At 62.7% G+C, this 16,848-nt stretch carries 15 protein-coding genes; 10 read left to right on the forward strand and 5 right to left on the reverse strand.

Annotated features, from left to right (window positions below; genetic code table 11):
• From nrdG to ACH6CV_RS11065, 6 genes are all read left to right on the forward strand, one after another.
• Positions 1–512: anaerobic ribonucleoside-triphosphate reductase activating protein (gene nrdG / locus ACH6CV_RS11040; RefSeq protein WP_456358252.1), on the forward strand; the 512-nt coding region annotated here is incomplete at its 5' end.
• Positions 509–2,776: a DEAD/DEAH box helicase gene (locus ACH6CV_RS11045; protein WP_456358253.1), complete on the forward strand. Its 2,268-nt coding sequence runs from the start codon at positions 509–511 to the stop codon at positions 2,774–2,776. The genes nrdG and ACH6CV_RS11045, both read left to right, overlap by 4 nt.
• Positions 2,777–2,900: 124 nt before the next feature.
• Positions 2,901–4,028, forward strand: a complete 1,128-nt coding sequence (locus tag ACH6CV_RS11050) for a D-alanyl-D-alanine carboxypeptidase family protein (RefSeq protein ID WP_456358254.1) — start codon at positions 2,901–2,903, stop codon at positions 4,026–4,028.
• A gap of 154 nt (positions 4,029–4,182) precedes the next feature.
• Positions 4,183–5,103, forward strand: coding sequence for a carbohydrate ABC transporter permease (locus tag ACH6CV_RS11055; protein ID WP_456358255.1), 921 nt, complete (start codon positions 4,183–4,185; stop codon positions 5,101–5,103).
• The gene (locus tag ACH6CV_RS11060) at positions 5,103–5,939 is read left to right on the forward strand and encodes a carbohydrate ABC transporter permease (RefSeq protein WP_456358256.1); all 837 of its coding nucleotides are present in this window, start codon (positions 5,103–5,105) and stop codon (positions 5,937–5,939) included. The genes ACH6CV_RS11055 and ACH6CV_RS11060 overlap by 1 nt, the downstream gene beginning before the upstream one ends.
• 70 nt (positions 5,940–6,009) lie before the next feature.
• Complete coding sequence (locus ACH6CV_RS11065; protein WP_456358257.1) at positions 6,010–7,329, forward strand: ABC transporter substrate-binding protein; 1,320 nt, start codon at positions 6,010–6,012, stop codon at positions 7,327–7,329.
• Between the two features lie 123 nt (positions 7,330–7,452).
• On the opposite strand, the gene gap is transcribed toward ACH6CV_RS11065, so the two are convergent.
• The 3 genes from gap to ACH6CV_RS11080 all read right to left on the reverse strand — a co-directional run bounded on the left by gap (position 7,453) and on the right by ACH6CV_RS11080 (position 10,175).
• Positions 7,453–8,460 (reverse strand): type I glyceraldehyde-3-phosphate dehydrogenase, encoded by a 1,008-nt coding sequence (gene gap, locus ACH6CV_RS11070; RefSeq protein ID WP_456358258.1) that lies wholly within the window; start codon positions 8,458–8,460, stop codon positions 7,453–7,455.
• 109 nt (positions 8,461–8,569) lie between these two features.
• A complete protein-coding gene (gene trpS, locus ACH6CV_RS11075) occupies positions 8,570–9,580 on the reverse strand; it encodes a tryptophan--tRNA ligase (RefSeq protein WP_456358321.1) in 1,011 nt (336 codons plus the stop codon).
• Positions 9,581–9,611: 31 nt separating this feature from the next.
• Positions 9,612–10,175, reverse strand: a complete 564-nt coding sequence (locus ACH6CV_RS11080; protein ID WP_456358259.1) for a DUF1836 domain-containing protein — start codon at positions 10,173–10,175, stop codon at positions 9,612–9,614.
• Positions 10,176–10,321: 146 nt separating this feature from the next.
• Between ACH6CV_RS11080 and ACH6CV_RS11085 the strand changes: the two genes are divergently transcribed.
• Together ACH6CV_RS11085 and ACH6CV_RS11090 are read left to right on the forward strand one after the other, a co-directional pair.
• Positions 10,322–11,005, forward strand: a complete 684-nt coding sequence (locus tag ACH6CV_RS11085) for an SGNH/GDSL hydrolase family protein (RefSeq protein ID WP_456358260.1) — start codon at positions 10,322–10,324, stop codon at positions 11,003–11,005.
• A 55-nt stretch (positions 11,006–11,060) separates the two neighbouring features.
• A complete protein-coding gene (locus tag ACH6CV_RS11090; protein ID WP_456358322.1) occupies positions 11,061–11,513 on the forward strand; it encodes a GNAT family N-acetyltransferase in 453 nt (150 codons plus the stop codon).
• Between the two features lie 45 nt (positions 11,514–11,558).
• Here the strand turns inward: ACH6CV_RS11090 and ACH6CV_RS11095 are convergent, their stop codons facing one another.
• Positions 11,559–12,596, reverse strand: coding sequence for a CapA family protein (locus ACH6CV_RS11095; protein ID WP_456358261.1), 1,038 nt, complete (start codon positions 12,594–12,596; stop codon positions 11,559–11,561).
• A gap of 188 nt (positions 12,597–12,784) precedes the next feature.
• Here ACH6CV_RS11095 and ACH6CV_RS11100 point away from each other — a divergent pair, with 188 nt between their 5' ends.
• Positions 12,785–13,027 (forward strand): hypothetical protein, encoded by a 243-nt coding sequence (locus ACH6CV_RS11100; protein ID WP_456358262.1) that lies wholly within the window; start codon positions 12,785–12,787, stop codon positions 13,025–13,027.
• A gap of 70 nt (positions 13,028–13,097) precedes the next feature.
• On the opposite strand, the gene pyk is transcribed toward ACH6CV_RS11100, so the two are convergent.
• Entirely contained in the window at positions 13,098–14,525 is a 1,428-nt protein-coding gene (gene pyk, locus ACH6CV_RS11105; RefSeq protein WP_456358263.1) for a pyruvate kinase, read from the reverse strand.
• Between the two features lie 211 nt (positions 14,526–14,736).
• On the opposite strand from pyk, the gene ACH6CV_RS11110 reads away from it, so the two are divergent.
• A complete protein-coding gene (locus ACH6CV_RS11110; RefSeq protein ID WP_456358264.1) occupies positions 14,737–16,782 on the forward strand; it encodes a sodium-translocating pyrophosphatase in 2,046 nt (681 codons plus the stop codon).
• Positions 16,783–16,848 lie beyond the last annotated feature (66 nt).

A 16,848-nucleotide genomic window follows, 5' to 3' on the forward strand; every position in this document is an offset into this window, starting at 1 on the left:
ATAGTATGGATATTCGCATTGCGGGCGTGATCGACGACTCGATCGTGGACGGGCCCGGGTTTCGGATGGCGGTGTTCACGCAGGGGTGCAGGCATGCCTGCCCCGGCTGCCACAACCCCGAATCGCATGACTTCGCGGGCGGGCATGTCGAATCGGTTGCGGCGTTGGTCGAACGCATGAGGGCCAATCCGCTGCTCGACGGGCTGACGCTGACCGGCGGCGACCCGTTCGAGCAATGCGCGCCCTGCCGCGCGCTGGCCGAGGGCGCGCGCGCGCTGGGGCTTACCGTTTGGGCCTACACCGGCTACACCTGGGATCAGCTGATGGCGCAGGGCGGTTTGCGCGCGCTGGCCGAGGTCTGCGACGTGGTGGTGGACGGGCGGTTTGAACTGAATGAGCGCACGCTGGAACTGCGCTTTCGCGGCTCGCGCAACCAGCGGCTGATCGACGTGAAGCGCTCGCTGGCGGCGGGCAGCGCGGTGGAGTACCGGCTTGACGGAGATCGGCCATGAACCTTGCGCAATATGTGGAACAGCTCAGGCGCGACGAGCGCTTCATGGAAAACGTGGCGGCCTGGCGGGACATCCCCGCTCGGCCGGCGCATTTCTTGGATTTCCCGGAATGGGCGGACGCGCGGGTCGTCGAAGTGCTGCGCGCGCGGGGCATCCATCAACTCTACAGCCACCAGCGCCATGCCGTGGACGCCGCGCACGCGGGGCGGCACCTCGTGGTGGTGACGCCCACGGCGTCGGGCAAGACGCTGTGCTACAATTTGCCGGTCTTGAGCGCCATCCTCAGCGATCCCGACGCGCGGGCGCTGTATCTATTCCCCACCAAGGCGCTGTCGAGCGACCAGGTGGCCGAGCTGTATTCCGTGATCGAGGCGCTGGGCGAGGACATCAAGGCCTATACCTACGACGGGGACACGCCTGCGCCGGCGCGCACCGCGATCCGCCAGGCCGGGCACGTGGTGGTGACCAACCCCGACATGCTGCACAGCGGAATCCTGCCGCATCACACCAAGTGGGTGAAGCTGTTCGAGAACCTCAAGTACATCGTGATCGACGAGGTGCACGCCTACCGCGGTGTGTTCGGCTCGAATTTGGCGGGCGTGCTGCGCAGGCTTTCGCGCATCTGCGCGTTTTACGGATCGCAGCCGACGTTCATCTGCTGTTCGGCCACGATCCAGAACCCCAAGGAGCTGGCCGAGCGGCTGACCGGGCGGGACATGTTGCTCATCGACGACAACGGCGCGCCCGCGGGCGTCAAGCATGTGGTGTTCTATAACCCGCCGGTCGTCAACCGGCAGCTGGGCATCCGCAAGGGCGCGGCGAACGAGGCGGTGTCACTTACGCGCGACCTGATCGCAAACGGCATCCAGACGATCGTGTTCGCGCGCGCGCGGGTGACCGTGGAGGTGCTGGTGCGCAGGCTTAAGGACGCGGTGCGCGACCCGCTCGGGGAGTCGGGCCGGGTGCGCGGCTACCGCGGCGGGTATCTGCCCACGCTCCGGCGGCAGATCGAGCGCGCGCTGCGCTCGGGCGAGGTGGACTGCGTGGTGTCAACCAACGCGCTGGAACTGGGCATCGACATCGGCCAGCTCGAGGCCTGCGTGCTGTGCGGCTACCCGGGCACGATCGCCAGCACCTGGCAGCAGGCCGGGCGCGCCGGAAGGCGGAGCGCGGAATCACTGCTGATCGTGGTGGCTACGTCAGGCCCGCTCGACCAATACATGTGCGCGCATCCGGAGTTCTTCTTCGGCGCGTCGCCCGAGCGCGCCTACATCAACCCCGATAACCTGTACATCCTGCTCAACCATCTGAAGTGCGCGGCTTACGAGCTGCCGTTCGACGACGGCGAGTTGTTCGCGCTCAACCCGTCGACCGGCGAGTTGCTTACTTACCTGGCCGAGCAGTACATCCTGCGCAAGGTTCAGGGGCGCTACTACTGGATGGCCGAGGAGTTCCCGCAGGCCGGGATCAATTTGCGCTCGGCGAGCGACGAGAACTTCGTGATCGTCGAGATCACGCGGCCCGAGGCGCATCGCGTGATCGGCGAGATGGATCGATACACCGTGCCGATGCTGCTGCATGAGCAGGCCATCTACCTGCACGAGGGGCGGCAGTACCAGGTCGAACGGCTGGACTTCGACAACAAGAAGGCCTACGTGCGCGCGGTGGACGTAGACTATTACACCGACGCCGACCTTTCGACCAGCCTCAAGGTGCTCTACGACACCGAGGAAGCGCCGCTCGGGCAATTGGTCAAGCACCGGGGCGAGGTGCTCTTGAGCAGCATGGTGACGCTGTTCAAGAAGATGAAGCTGGACACCGGCGAAAATCTGGGGTGGGGGCCGGTCACGCTGCCGGAGCTCGAGATGCACACCAGCGCCTGCTGGTGGACGCTGCCCGACGCTCTGGCCGAACGCTACGGGCGCGACGGCCTCCAGGACGCCATGGTGGGCCTTGCGCATCTGATGCGCCATCTCGCGCCCGCCTACCTGATGTGCGCGCCTTCCGACATTCACGTGTCCTACCATGTGCGCGACCCGTTCACCGAGCGGCCGACGCTCTATCTGAGCGACTCGACGCCTGGCGGTCTGGGCCTGTCCGACCGGATCTATGAGATGGACATGACGCTGTTCACCGAAGCGCTGGAGCGCCTGTCGGACTGCCCCTGCGCGTCGGGCTGCCCCGGCTGCGTGGGCGCGGCGGCGTCGAACGAGGCCAAGGCGCGCCTGAAGGAGCTGCTCACGGAACTGTGTGCCGCGACATGAACGGCCATACAGGGTGACCTCACCCATTCCCCTCCTTTGGGGGAATGGGTAGAGCCGACTCGGCGCATAGACAATCCGGGAAAATCATAAGCATTGGTAGTTTATCCCCAAAGGAGGCGCGCCAATGCGTTTTGTTGTATGCGTTTTGCTTTTTCTGTCGCTGTGCGCCCCGGCGCTGGCGCAGGATGCGCAGGCCGTTCCGTTCGCGCCCGACCAGGTGGAGGCGCGCGCGATGATCTTGATTGAGCGCGCGAGCGGGCGCGTACTGTGCGAGCACAACGCCGACGAGCTGCTGCCGATCGCCTCGATCACCAAGGTAATGACGGCGTTGCTCGCGATCGAGCACTGCGATCAGACAGATATCGTGACCGTGGGTCGAAATGCCAGCGGCGTGAGCGGCACTTCGCTGTACCTGGGGCTTGGCGAGCGGCTGACGCTCAAGCAGCTGCTCCTGGGGCTGATGCTGCGCTCGGGCAACGACGCGGCGGTGGCGCTGGCCGAGCATGTAGCCGGCGACGAAGAAGCGTTCGTCCGGCTGATGAACGAGCGAGCGGCGATGTTGGGCGTACAGGCACACTTTGCCAACCCGCACGGGCTGGATGACGAAAACCACGTGGCCACGGCGCGCGCCATGGCGCTGATCGCCAATGAAGCGATGGACTACCCCGCTTTTCGCGCGCTGGCCCGGACGCGCGAGGCGCGCATACCCTGGTCGGGCAATCCCTACGAACGGGCGCTCACCAACAAGAATAAGCTCCTGTGGACCTACGAAGGCGCGACCGGCGTCAAGACCGGCTTCACCGGCAAGGCCGGGCGCTGCCTGATCTTTTCAGCCGAGCGCGACGGTATGGAGCTTCTGGGCGTAGTGCTGAACTGCGGCCAATGGTTTGAAGCGGCGGCACAACTCATGGACTGGGGCTTCGCGCACTACCGCTTCGAGACCTTTCTCACCATGGGTCAAGTGATAAAGCGCCTGCCGGTTGAGGGCGGCATGAAGTGGTCGGTCCCGGTCATCGCCCCGGCCACATTGACCGCGCCGGTGGGCGTCGCCGAGGCGGCGCGGCTCGTGATCGAGACCGAAGTGCGATTGACCGCGCCGGTGCGCGACGGTCAGGTGGTCGGGCGCGCCGACGTGATCGTCGCAGGTGAAGTGATCCGGAGTCTGCCGCTGCTCGCGGGCGAGTCGGTCGACGAACACACGTACGCCGCCGGCCTCAGGCGCGCGCTCCGGCACTTTAATCCAGTCGGTTGATCGAAACAGAGGTTTGGGAACCTTTATCAAGAATGCACAATCGAGAAAAATAGAATGATGCTCACTTGACGCTTTTGTGTTGACAAAGTGACAAAGGTATGCGTATAATGGGCGTGGGACATGTTTTCAATAACGCACAAAGGAGCCGGTTGTGATGGAGCAAGCAAGACCAGGGGGCGCGCAGGTTGTTCGCCGCAGAGGGAAGAAAAAGACATTCTACGAGCATATCGAGCCCTACCTGTTCTTGCTACCCGCCTTGCTGGTGTTTGGCGTTTTTCTGTACTTTCCGTTCTTTAAAACCATATACCTGAGCATGTTCCTGACCGACAAGCTCGGGCAGGCGAAGGTGTTCTACGGCCTGAAAAACTATGCAGACATTCTGTTTGGCAAATACAGCGCCTCGTTTCACAACAGCCTCTGGGTGACCATGCAGTTCGTCGTCATGGTGTCCCTGGGCGGGCTCATCATCGGCTTGGCCACCAGCCTGATGACCGTGAACAAATTCCCCGGCAGGACATTCGCCACGGCGATCTACGCGATGCCGATCGCGATCGCGTCCGCGGCGGCGGCGATGGCGTTCCGGATGATTTTGCATCCTTCGATCGGCCTGCTGAACGCCGTGCTGGGCACGAAGAACGTCTGGACCTCGGACCCAATATGGGCGCTGCCGATCATGGCGCTGCTCACCGTATGGCTGACGAGCGGCATCAACTTTATCTTCATCGGCGCGGGGCTGCGCAACATCCCCGACGAGCTGTATGAGAGCGCGTCCATCGACGGCGCGGGCTACTGGCGCAGGCTGTGGAGCATCACGCTGCCCTGCCTGTCTCCGACGCTGTTCTTTCAGATCATCGTCAACATCATCGGCGCGTTCCAGTCCTTTACGCAGATCCGCCTGCTGACGCAGGGCGGCCCGAACGAGGCGACGAACGTGATCGTCTACTCGATCTACCTGGACGCCTTCCGCAACTTCCGCTTCGGCACCGCGGCTGCGCGCTCGATCATCCTGTTCGCCATCGTCCTGCTCATCACGTTAATCCAGTTCAGCATGGAAAAAAGGAGTGTGCACTATTGATGGTACAGAACCTTTCGCGCCGCCAGAAGGAGCTATTCCTGCGCTGCGGCCGTCTATGCCTGAACGTCCCGTTCGTCGTCGTAATCATGATGCCGCTTCTATACACGCTGATGATGAGCGTCAAGCCCTCGAGCGAAATCTACACCCGGTTCTTCCCTTCGCAGGTTGACTTCGTCAGCTACAGCCACGTCTTCACCAAGACGGCCATCTCGCGCCACATCCTCAACTCGTTCATCGTGTCCATCGCCGTCACGGTCGGGCAGATGGCGACTTGCTCGATGGCGGCCTTCGCGTTTTCGTTTCTGGAGTTCCGCGGCAAGAACTTTTTGTTCCTGTGCATCCTGGCCACGATGATGGTGCCCTGGGAGGCGACGATCGTCGCCAACTACCTGACCGTCTCCGCCTGGGGATGGCGCGACACCTACAGGGTGCTGATCGTGCCCTACATCTGCTCGGCGATGGGCGTGTTTCTGCTTCGCCAGAACTACCTCACCTTCGCCAAGGAGTTGCACGAGGCCGCGAAGCTCGACGGCTGCAACAACTGGCGCTTCCTGCTCACCATCGTGATCCCGCTGGCGCGGCCCGCGCTGGGGGCTCTGGGCGCGTATGTGTTCCTGAATACCTGGAACCAGTACTTCTGGCCGCTGCTGGTGACCGATTCCGACCGGGTGCGCACGGTGCAGATCGGCATCTCCCAGCTCTACGACATCGATTCCGAGCAATTGGGCCTGATGATGGCCGGCGTGGTGGTCGTGATTATCCCGTCGCTGTCGATCTTCGTGTTCATGCAAAAGCAGCTGATTAACGGCCTGATGGCCGGCGCGGTCAAGGGCTAGCATTTCTCCGGTGCGTAACGCCGTCAGGCGTCGCTATACACCATTTTCACTTTGAAAGGAGCCATCGCACATGAAGAAGCTTCTGTCCCTGGTGCTCACCCTTCTGATGGTACTCTCCCTGACCGCCTCCGCAATGGCCGCGGAAGGCAAGACGCAGATCGTATTCTGGTATTCCCTGGCCGGGACCAACGCCGAGAACATCGTCAAAATGGTTGACCGGTTCAACGCCTCGCAGGACAAGATCTTCGTGGACGCGCAGTACCAGGGCGAATACGACGACGCCATCAACAAGCTGAAGGCGGCGGGCATGGGCGAACTGCCCTGCGACGTGGTGCAGACCTACGAAATCGGCTCGCGCTTTTTGATGGACAGCGGCTGGATCGTTCCGCTGCAGCAGTTCATCGACGCCGAAGGTTGGGATACTTCGGTCATCGAGCCGAACCTGCTGGCCTACTACACGGTGGAGGGCAAGATCAACGCCATGCCGTTCAACTGCTCCACGCCGCTCATGTACTACAACAAGACCGCGTTTGACGAGGCCGGCATCACCGAGATCCCGACCACGGTCGAGGGGATCCTTGAGATCGCGCCGAAGCTGACGACCTACAATGAGGACGGCACGGTCAAGCGCTACGGCTTCATGTTCAGCAACTACGGCTGGTTCTTCGAGCAGTGGATCGGCAAGATGGGCCGCGAGTACGTCGATAACGGCAACGGCCGCCAGGCCTACGCCACCAAGGTCATGTTCGGCGAAAACGGCGCGGCGCTCGACATCTTCAAGATGTGGGAGAGGCTCGCCGCCACCAAGGAGACCACCTACATCGAGCGTGGCGGCACCGCTCAGGCCCGCGCGGCGTTCGTCGCCGACACGACGGCCATCTTCCTCGCTTCCACCGCCAACCTCGCGGGCGTGCTGGCCAATGTGGGCGACGCCTTTGAAGTGGGCACCGCGTACTTCCCCTACGTCAACGCGGCCGACAAGGGCGGCGTTTCCACCGGCGGCGGCTGCCTCTGGATGCTCGAAAGGGGAGACGAAGCCACAAAGGCCGCGACCTGGGAATTCATCAAGTACATGGTCTCCGCCGACGAGCAGGCGCTCTGGAACGCCGCGACCGGCTACTTCCCGATCAACATGGGCGCGCATGAGACCGACACGTTCAAGAACAACATCGCGCAGTTCCCGCAGTTCCAGACCGCGCTCGATCAGCTCCACGCGTCCGGGCCGGAATACGTCGGCTCGATGCTGAGCGTGTTCCCCGAGGTGCGCCAGTACGTCGAAGAGACCACGGAAAAGGTCTTCCTCGGCGAGCTCACCGCCGAGCAGGGCGTAGAGGAACTGGTCACCAAGGCCAACGACGCCATCGAGATTTACAATCTGACGAACTACTAAGCATAGGGGAGGGGACGCCGTTCCCGAACCGCCGACAGCAAAGGCGCCGCCCGATGACGGGCAGCGCCTTTGCCGAATAAATACCGCCGTGTGGGCAACCCACACGGCGGTTGTGCGAAGACTTTACTTGTGATCGACGCTGTGCATGTACTCGACCAGGTCGATGATCTTGTTGGAGTAGCCCCATTCGTTGTCGTACCAGGACACGACCTTGACGAAGGTGTCGGTCAGCGCGATGCCGGCCTTGGCGTCGAAGATCGAGGTGCGCGGATCGGTGATGAAGTCGGAGGAGACCACTTCGTCCTCGGTGTAGCCCAGGATGCCCTTGAGCTCGCCCTCGCTGGCGGCCTTCATGGCGGCGCAGATCTCGGCGTACTTGGCGGGCTTCTTGAGGTTGACGGTCAGATCGACCACCGACACGTCGGCGGTGGGTACGCGGAACGCCATGCCGGTCAGCTTGCCGTTGAGCTCGGGGATGACCTTGCCCACGGCCTTGGCCGCGCCGGTCGAGGAGGGGATGATGTTGAACGCCGCGCCGCGGCCGCCGCGCCAGTCCTTCGCGGACGGGCCGTCGACCGTCTTCTGGGTGGCGGTGGTGGCGTGGACCGTGGTCATCAGACCGTCGGCGATGCCCCACTTGTCGTTGAGCACCTTCGCGATCGGGGCCAGGCAGTTGGTGGTGCAGGAGGCGTTGGACACAAAGGTCATGGAGGAATCGTATTTGGCGTTGTTGACGCCCATGACGAACATCGGGGTGTCGTCCTTCGAGGGGGCGGACATCACGACATGCTTCGCGCCCGCGTCGATGTGGCCCTGCGCCTTGTCCTTGGACAGGAACAAGCCGGTCGACTCGATGACGTATTCCGCGCCCACCTTGGCCCACGGCAAATCGGCGGGGTTCTTCTCAGAGAACACCGGGATCTCATGGCCGTTGACGATGATCGAATGGTCGGTGGTTTCCACGGTGCCCTTGAAGCGGCCGTGCACGGTGTCGTACTTGAGCATATACGCCATGTATTCGGGGGAGATCAGGTCGTTGATGCCGACCACTTCCACGTTCTTGTGGTCGAGGCTGGCGCGAAACGCCAAGCGGCCGATGCGGCCAAAACCGTTGATGCCAATCTTAATCATATAGCTTGCCTCCTATTTTGATTTCCATCATATTCTACCCGAATCGGGTGATATTGACAAGCGCAAAGCGCGAGGAATGCGTAAAATAGATCGATGTTTTTGTAAAAAGTTACAACTTTAACGAGGCCAGCCCCACCTTGCGGCGCACTTTCGACATGGTGCGCCGGGCGATCGCGCCGGCGCGTTCGGCCGAAGCGTTCATCACCCGCTCGAGATAGGGCGTATCAGCGCTGATTTCGGCAAAGCGCCGCTGAATGGGTTCAAGCTCCGCGATCACCGCGTCGGCGACCGTATCCTTGAAAGCACCATAGCCCAGGCCCTCAAAGTCGCGCTCGATCTCGCCGTGGCCACGGCCTGAAAGCGTCGCCAGGATGTCCATCAGGTTGCTGACGCCCGGCTTGTTTTCGGGGTCGTAACACACTTGCGCTTCGGAGTCGGTCACCGCGCGCCGGAGCTTCCTGCGGATCACGGCGGGCTCGTCCAGCATGGCGATGTAGGTGTCCTCGGGGTCGGACTTGCTCATCTTGCGCGTGGGTTCGGCCAGGCTCATCACCCGCCCGCCGACCTTGGGGATGTAGCCGTCGGGCACGACAAAAGTGTCACCGAAGCGCCTGTTGAACCGCTCGGCGATGTCGCGCGACAGCTCGAGGTGCTGTTTTTGGTCCGCGCCCACCGGCACCAGGTCGGTCTGGTAAAGCAGGATGTCGGCCGCCATCAGCGAGGGGTAGGCGAACAGCCCGACGTTGATGTTGTCCTCGTTCTTTTGCGACTTGTCCTTGAACTGGGTCATGCGCATAAGCTCGCCCATGTAGGTGATGCAGTTGAGCACCCAGGCGAGCTCCGCGTGCTCGTGTACATGCGACTGAAAGAACATAAGGCTCTTGTCCGGGTCGAGCCCCACCGCCAGATACAGGCTGAGCACCTTGAGACAGGCCTTGCGCAGTTCGGCGGGCTCGCGCTTAACGGTCAGCGCGTGCAGATCGACGATCGAATACACGCAGTCGTACTCGTCTTCCAGCAGCTTGAAATTGCGCAGCGCGCCGATATAGTTGCCGAGAGTCAGCGTACCCGTGGGCTGGATGCCGGAAAAAATGCGCTTCTTACGCGCCGGTTCTTGCACTTGCATGGTGATCCCTCCGCCCGTCTTTATCTTATCGTTTGCGGCCGCGCCGGTCAGCCGCGCCCGGCGCGGCTTCCTCCGTCCGGTCGCCAAGCATCGCCAGCAGCCGGTCGGCGATCAGGCAGTCGGCGCTGGCGCGCAGCGCATACTCCATCGCCAGTTCCTCGAGGCTTTCCTGCCCAAGCTCGCTCAGGCGCGCGGCCTCGGCCTCGAGCACGGCGGTCAAATTCTCGCAAAAGGCCTCGTAGCGCGCCTCGGCCGATACGTCGCCCGGCACGATCAGCTGCCCCACGCGCTGCATCGGCAGCACGCGCTTCAAAATGCAGGCCATCGTGAGCGCCGACAGCTGCTCGCGCGCGTAGCGCTTGTTGACGGGCCTGGGCACGATTGAGTCCTTGACGTAGTTGTTGATGATCGACGGCGTCACGAGACTTAACCCGCTGGCGTCCTGAAACAGCGACAGCTGCCGCTTCAAATAGGTGATGACCTGATCCATGTACAGCTCGAGATCGGGCATACCGCTCCACTTCATGGGCTGGTAGCCCCTGAGCGCCTCGCATAGCCGCGCGACCGACTCATCCCGCTTCATGTCCATGTCCGCACCCCGTTTCTCCTGCGAATAAGCCTTTCACATTGTACGCATATTATCCCAAAATGTCAAGCGAGGTATGACAAGGCACTTGACATTCCTCCGAAGATCGTGTAATATAGTTTTAGAAACCAGATGAGGCGGTGAGGCGAATGTGTTTAAAGGCGGTACAGGTCTGGGGCGACTCGGTGATGAAGGGCGTGATCTACGATGAAGCGCGCGGACGCTATGCGCTTTTGAAGGAAAACGCGCCCAACCTCGTGGCGCGCGAGGTTCAGTTGCCCATTGTCAACCGTTCGCAGATGGGGCGCACCGCGCCCGAGGGGCTGAAGGTGCTCTCCGGCGACGAGACGCCGCTGACCGGCTCGCTGGTGCTGATCGAGTACGGCGGCAACGACTGCGATTTTGATTGGGCGGCGGTGGCCGAAGCGCCCGGCCGCACGCACCAGCCGCATACGCCCGCCGCCGCGTTTGTCGAGGCGCTCACCGGCATCGTAGAGCTGGTGCGCGCGCGCGGCGGCACGCCGGTTTTGTGCACGCTGCCGCCGCTCGACCCTCACCGCTACTTTGCGTGGATCACACGCAACGGCCTGTCGAAGGAGCACATCCTGGATTTTCTGGGCGTTCCCGAGCGCATCTACCGCTGGCAGGAGTACTACTCCTCGCTGGTTCAACGCACCGCGGCGCAGCTGCGCGTCGCCGTTCTGCCCGTGCGCGACCGGTTTCTGGAGCTGGTGCGGGGCGAGGACGTGCTGTGCGCGGACGGCATTCATCCCAATGGCCTCGGGCACCGGTTAATCGCCGACGCGGCGATCAGCGCGCTGAACGCGATGTAGTGGCAGTCAAACCGCTACACAAAGGAGAGGCGGATCGATGATGACGGACGAGCACATCCACTTGAAGCCGCTCAGGCATTGCCCTGCGCTGCTGCCGCTGGCGGCCCGGTGGTTTCACGAAAAATGGGGCATCCCCGAGGCAACCTATCGCGAGAGCATGGAGGACTGCCTGAGGCAGCGCGCGCCGGTTCCGCAGTGGTACCTGGTGCTGAGCGAGGGCCGGCGCATCATCGCGGGCGCGGGCGTGATCGACAACGACTTCCACGACCGGAAGGACCTGGCCCCGAACCTGTGCGCGCTGTTCGTCGAGCAGGAGTACCGCAGCCGGGGCGTGGCGCGCTACATTCTGGATTTCGCGCGGGTGGACCTGGGAGGGCAAGGCGTGGAAAAGCTGTACCTGATTACCGACCACGTAGGTTTTTATGAAAGGTGTGGCTGGGATTTTTCGACGATGGTAACGGGCGACGACGGGCAAAAGGCACGGCTGTACGCCGCGCCCACGCTGTAGGGGCTGTGGGCGCGACCGCCCGGTTCGGGTTATGCCCACAGCCCCCTATTTGGGCGATAACTTCTTGATGCGCTTCAAGATACGCTCGGCGTCCTTGCCGGTGGCGGGCGCGGGCTGATAGTTGTTGCCCTCCTTGCCGGTCGCCGTCAGACAGGGGATGATTTCGTAGCCGTCGTCGGTCACCTCGCCACCTGCGACCCGATAGCGCTGGCGGTAGACGAAGCTGTCGCGGTCGCGCAGCCGGCGGTTTCCGCCGAAGCAGAAATTGGCCAGGCTGTACACGATGCGCTTGCCCTTGTAGGTCTCGATGCCGCCGACCACGTGCGGATGATGGCCCAGCACCAGATCGGCGCCCGCGTCGATTGCAAAGCGGCCCAGCTTGACCTGGCGCTTGGTGGCCTTACCCACGTTTTCCTCGCCCCAATGGAACGAGGCGATCACCAGGTCGCAGGACGCCGCAAGGTCCCCGACAACCCGCTCGATCTGCTTGAAATCGGAGCGCCAGGTGGTGAAGCCGCACAGCCCGATCTTGACGCCCTTGACCTCGACGATCGCGGTGTCGTCAAAGCCGAAGTGGGCGATGCCTTCAGAATCCAGCGCCTCGCGGGTGTCCCGCAAGCCGCCCTCGAGGAAATCGATCGCGTGGTTGTTGGCGAGGGTCACGGCGTCGATGCCGCCCGCGCTTAAAATCTTGGCGTATTCCGGGTCGCCCCGGAACACGAAGATTTCACCCTTGCGGAATTTCTTGCGCTGCGTCAGCGCGCCTTCGAGGTTCGCGATGGTCAGATCGTCCTCGGCGAATAGCTCCGCTACCTCCCGGAAATAATACGCATAATCCCCGCTTAGCCGTTCGAACGCGCGGTCGAAGGCGGCCTTGCTGCCCTTGCGCGGATCGCCGCCCAGCGTGCAGTCGCCTACGGCGCTGATGCTAAAGGTCATTTCGCCATTGACATTGGGCGTGGGAGAGGGAAGGGGTTCGGCCATGCCCATGAGCGGCAGCAGCAGCGCGCAGGCGATCAGCGCCGCAAGCCCGGCGAGGCTGGGGGAGAGGCCCGGGTGTCGCCGGGCTGTATCGTGTTGCATCGGGGGAACCTCCCGTTGGTGTCAATATGCAAACATTATAGCACACAGTTATCCCAAAATTCAACATGGCGAACAATTGAAAACGCTTTTCACAACGCGAACCATGGTATATAATATGTGATTGAATATGACTGATTATATGGCGTATATTGGAATTTCTTAATACGCAGCCGCCAGGAGGAAAAGTCATGGACTGGGATATGCTGTATCAAGAGGTGGCCCGGCGCTGCGGCGCTACGGTCGAGAAGGTGAAGGAAGAGATGGACGAGGCCATCTGGACGGCCTATACTGCGCACGACGCGCCGGACTGCGTCGTCGAGGCACAGCAGGGCGTGCCATGTGTGGGCGAGGTGCCCACGCGGGAGGAGTTGCTGATCCACCTGATCGGGCAGGTGCAAAACGAGGACGTATATCCGATAGAATTGCCGTAGACCGATCCCACATGGGCGGGGCATGCGGCCCCGCCATCCATTGCGTCCCCATATCGATAAAATTATACCATTAGTTTTCCGGTCCGTTGTACACGCGGATCAGGTTGGTCGTCCCCGACTTGCCGAGCGGCACGCCCGCGGTGATTACCACGGTGTCGCCCGCCTTGATTAGGTTGGCCTGTATCGCCGCGTCCACGGCGTGCTCGATCAGCACGTCGGTCACATGCTCCTCGCCCACGATCAACGGCGTGACGCCCCAGGACATCGACAGCTGGCGCAGCGTGCAGGCGTCCGGGGTACAGCCGATGATCGGGATGTCGGGCCTGAAGCGGCTGATCATCCGCGCGGTTGTGCCGTAGAGCGTGACGGTGATGATGGCGGCCGCGTTCAAATTGTAGGCCGTCAAGCAGGTGGCGTGGGAGATGGCGTCGGTGACGCCGTGCGCGTGTTCGCGCAGCGAGCGCTCGAAGAAGCGCTTGGGGTAGTTGATGTCGCGCTCGGTGCGCTCGGCGATGCGGGCCATGATCGCAACGGCCTCGACCGGGTACTTGCCGTTCGCGGTCTCGCCCGACAGCATGATGCAGCTAGTGCCGTCGTAGATGGCGTTGGCGACGTCGGTGGTCTCGGCGCGGGTCGGGCGCGGGTGGTTAATCATGCTGTCGAGCATCTGGGTGGCGGTCACCACCGGCAGCCCCGCGCCAGTGCCCAACTGGATCATCCGCTTCTGGATCGAGGGCAGTTCTTCGAGCGGGATCTCGACGCCCATGTCGCCGCGCGCCACCATCAGCATGTCGGACACCTCGATGATCTCCTCGAGGTTCTTCACGCCCTCGGCGTTCTCGATCTTGCTCATGATGCGCATGTGCTTGCCGCCGTTTTCGTTGAGGATTTTGCGGACGGCCAACACGTCTTCCCGGGAGCGCACAAACGAGGCCGCGATGATGTCGAACCCGCTTCTGATGCCCAGCAGGATGTCCTCATGGTCGCGCTCGCTGATGTAGGGCATGCTGAAGCGCGTATCGGGCAGGTTCACGCCCTTGCGGTCGGAGATCGGGCCGCCCGCGAGCACCGTGCAGCGGATCTCGCTGCCCTCAACGGCATCCACGCCGAGCTCGATCAGCCCGTCGTCGAGCAAGATGCGCGCGCCGGGCGCAAGGTCGCGGGGCAGATCCTTGTAGCTGACCGAGGCGCGGCTCTTCGTGCCCAGCACGTCCTCGCTCGTCAGGGTAAACGACTGGCCGTCGGTCAGTTCCGTGCGCCCGCCGTCAAACAGGCCCAGCCGGATTTCCGGGCCCTTCGTGTCGAGAATCGCGGGGATGTGCTTTTTTAGTTCGTTGCGCACCGACACCAGCGTACGGAAGTCCTCGAGCTTGCTCTCGTGCGTGCCGTGGGAGAAATTGAACCGGGCCGCGTCCATACCCGACTGAATCATGGCGCGCAGCGTGCCGGGGTTGTTGGAGGCGGGGCCGATGGTACAGATGATCTTGGTCTTGCGCATAATCTCTACTCCTCTCATGCCCTCCCAGTATAACACATGCATATAAGGATTGAAAGCGCCGCGTACTTATTGACAGTTCTCGACATTTCTTCGCGTTTCTTCACACGATCTTGTCGAACGTTTTGATGGACAATTTGCCACATAAGTTATACAATAGATTATGATGGGCAAATTTGCGGAGCCGAGAGATTTAGAGGAGGCGCAAATTTCTATGGACGGGGCTAAGATCTGGGCAATTGTTTCCATCGTGGTCGCTTTTGCGGCGCTGGGCGTCGCGGCTTACTTCTATCGTTGGGTCAAGGACCTGCCCATGGCGGGCAACGGGCTGGACCGGATCGCCAAGTTGATCCGCGACGGCGCGTTCACCTTCATGAAGCGCGAGTACAAGATACTGGGCCTGTTCTGCGGCGCGGTGTCGGTCGTCATCCTGCTGTTATTCCCGAATCCGGTTTGGAAGGGCGGGGACATCGGGGCCAATGTGACGATGGTGCTCAGTTATCTGTTCGGCTCGCTGCTGTCGGGCCTGGCGGGCATCGTGGGCATCAGCATCGCCACGATCGCCAACGTGCGCTCGGCTTCGCAAGCGCGTAAGGGACTGGCTCCCTCGTTCATGGCCGGCTTCCGCGGCGGCGCGGTCATGGGCATGGCCGTGGTGTCCACGTCGCTGCTGGGCGCGGCGGTCCTGTACCTCGCCACCGGCAGCGATCAGGTCATCATGGCGTTCAGCTTCGGCGCGAGCTCGCTGGCGCTGTTTGCCAAGGCGGGCGGCGGCATCTTCACCAAGACCGCCGACATCGCGGCCGACCTGACCGGCAAGGTGGAGCTGGGCATCCCCGAGGATGACCCGCGCAATCCGGCCGTCATCGCCGACAATGTGGGCGACAACGTGGGCGACGTGGCGGGCATGGGCGCCGACCTGTTCGACTCCAACGTGGCCTCGGTCGCGGCGGCTATCGTGCTGGCGGCGGGCCTGGGCAAGGTCGACATCATCTTCTGCTTCAGCGCCTTGGGCCTCCTGTCCTCGATCGTGGGCGTCTTGATGGCCAACATCAAGGAAGGCGGGAACCCCAGCCGGGCGCTCAACGGCGGCACGTATTTGACCTGCGGCGTGTTCGCGGCGCTGACGCTCGTGGCCAGCCTGATTCTCAAATTCCCGATTCAGGTCTGGGGCGCGACCATCTTCGGCATGGTGGCCGGCGTGGTCATCGGCCTGACCAGCGAGTTCTTCACCGGCGACGACAAAAAGCCGGTGGCCAAGGTGGCCGAGGCATGCCAGAACGGCCCGGCGTTCACCATCCTCACCGGTTTCTCCTACGGCCTGGTCAGCATCCTGCCCTCGATCACCGGCATCGGCCTGAGCGCGCTCGTGGCCTACAAGCTGTGCGAGCCGTTGGGCGCGGGCTACGGTGTGTTCGGCATCGCGATGGCCTCGATCGGCATGCTGTCGATCGTGGGCATGATTATCGCGAGCGACGCCTACGGCCCGATCGTGGACAACGCGCGCGGCGTGGCCGAGATGTGCTCGCTGGGTGACGATGTGCTCGAGATCACCGACAAGCTGGACGCCGCGGGCAACACCGCGAAGGCCATCACCAAGGGCTTTGCCATCGGCGCGGCGGGCCTGACCGTCATCGCGCTGCTGGCCGCCTTCAAGGATACCGCCGAAGGCCTCGGCGCGGTGGTGTCGTTCAACCTGATGAACCCGCTGGTGTTCTTCGGCGCGCTGGTGGGCGCGGCCATCCCGGCGGTGTTCTCGGCCATGCTGATGCTGGGCGTCGATCGCAACGCGCAGCTGATGGTCAAGGAAATCCATCGCCAGTTTAATTCGATCCCCGGCTTGCGCGAGGGCAAGACCTCGCCCGACTACGGCAAGTGCATCGACATCGCCACCATGGGCGCAATCCGCGAACTGATCCCGGCCGGCCTCGTGGCCATCCTGGCGACGCTGGTCGTGGGCTTCATCGGCGGCGTGGAGGCCATCGGCGGCTATCTGACCGGCAACATCGTGGTGGGCCTGATGCTGGCGACGCTGATGAGCAACGCGGGCGGCCTGTGGGACAACGCCAAGAAGTTCATCGAGTCCGGCAACTTCGGCGGCAAGGGCAGCGACGCCCACAAGGCGGCCGTCATCGGCGACACCGTGGGCGACCCGTTCAAGGACACGGCAGGACCGTCGATCAACACGCAGATCACCGTGGTTTCGCTGGTGTCGACGCTGGCCGCGGGGCTGTTCGTGGCGAGCTCGCTGATTAAGTAACCGAGGGAATTTGATGCCCATCGCAACGCAAAGCCGCCGGATATCCGGCGGCTTTGCGTTGGGATG

Source organism: Anaerozeibacter quisquiliarum, assembly GCF_051162045.1.
GTDB classification, from domain to species: domain Bacteria; phylum Bacillota; class Clostridia; order Christensenellales; family Aristaeellaceae; genus Anaerozeibacter; species Anaerozeibacter quisquiliarum.

Bases quoted from the DNA above. Each gene is read 5' to 3' on its own strand.
- ACH6CV_RS11060 (WP_456358256.1), top strand. From the start codon at position 5,103: ATGGTACAGAACCTTTCGCGCCGCCAGAAGGAGCTATTCCTGCGCTGC.
- ACH6CV_RS11055 (WP_456358255.1), top strand. From the start codon at position 4,183: ATGGAGCAAGCAAGACCAGGGGGCGCGCAGGTTGTTCGCCGCAGAGGG.
- ACH6CV_RS11045 (WP_456358253.1), top strand. From the start codon at position 509: ATGAACCTTGCGCAATATGTGGAACAGCTCAGGCGCGACGAGCGCTTC.
- ACH6CV_RS11095 (WP_456358261.1), bottom strand. From the start codon at position 12,596: ATGCAACACGATACAGCCCGGCGACACCCGGGCCTCTCCCCCAGCCTC.
- ACH6CV_RS11050 (WP_456358254.1), top strand. From the start codon at position 2,901: ATGCGTTTTGTTGTATGCGTTTTGCTTTTTCTGTCGCTGTGCGCCCCG.
- gap (WP_456358258.1), bottom strand. From the start codon at position 8,460: ATGATTAAGATTGGCATCAACGGTTTTGGCCGCATCGGCCGCTTGGCG.
- ACH6CV_RS11100 (WP_456358262.1), top strand. From the start codon at position 12,785: ATGGACTGGGATATGCTGTATCAAGAGGTGGCCCGGCGCTGCGGCGCT.
- pyk (WP_456358263.1), bottom strand. From the start codon at position 14,525: ATGCGCAAGACCAAGATCATCTGTACCATCGGCCCCGCCTCCAACAAC.
- ACH6CV_RS11085 (WP_456358260.1), top strand. From the start codon at position 10,322: ATGTGTTTAAAGGCGGTACAGGTCTGGGGCGACTCGGTGATGAAGGGC.
- ACH6CV_RS11080 (WP_456358259.1), bottom strand. From the start codon at position 10,175: ATGGACATGAAGCGGGATGAGTCGGTCGCGCGGCTATGCGAGGCGCTC.
- ACH6CV_RS11065 (WP_456358257.1), top strand. From the start codon at position 6,010: ATGAAGAAGCTTCTGTCCCTGGTGCTCACCCTTCTGATGGTACTCTCC.
- ACH6CV_RS11110 (WP_456358264.1), top strand. From the start codon at position 14,737: ATGGACGGGGCTAAGATCTGGGCAATTGTTTCCATCGTGGTCGCTTTT.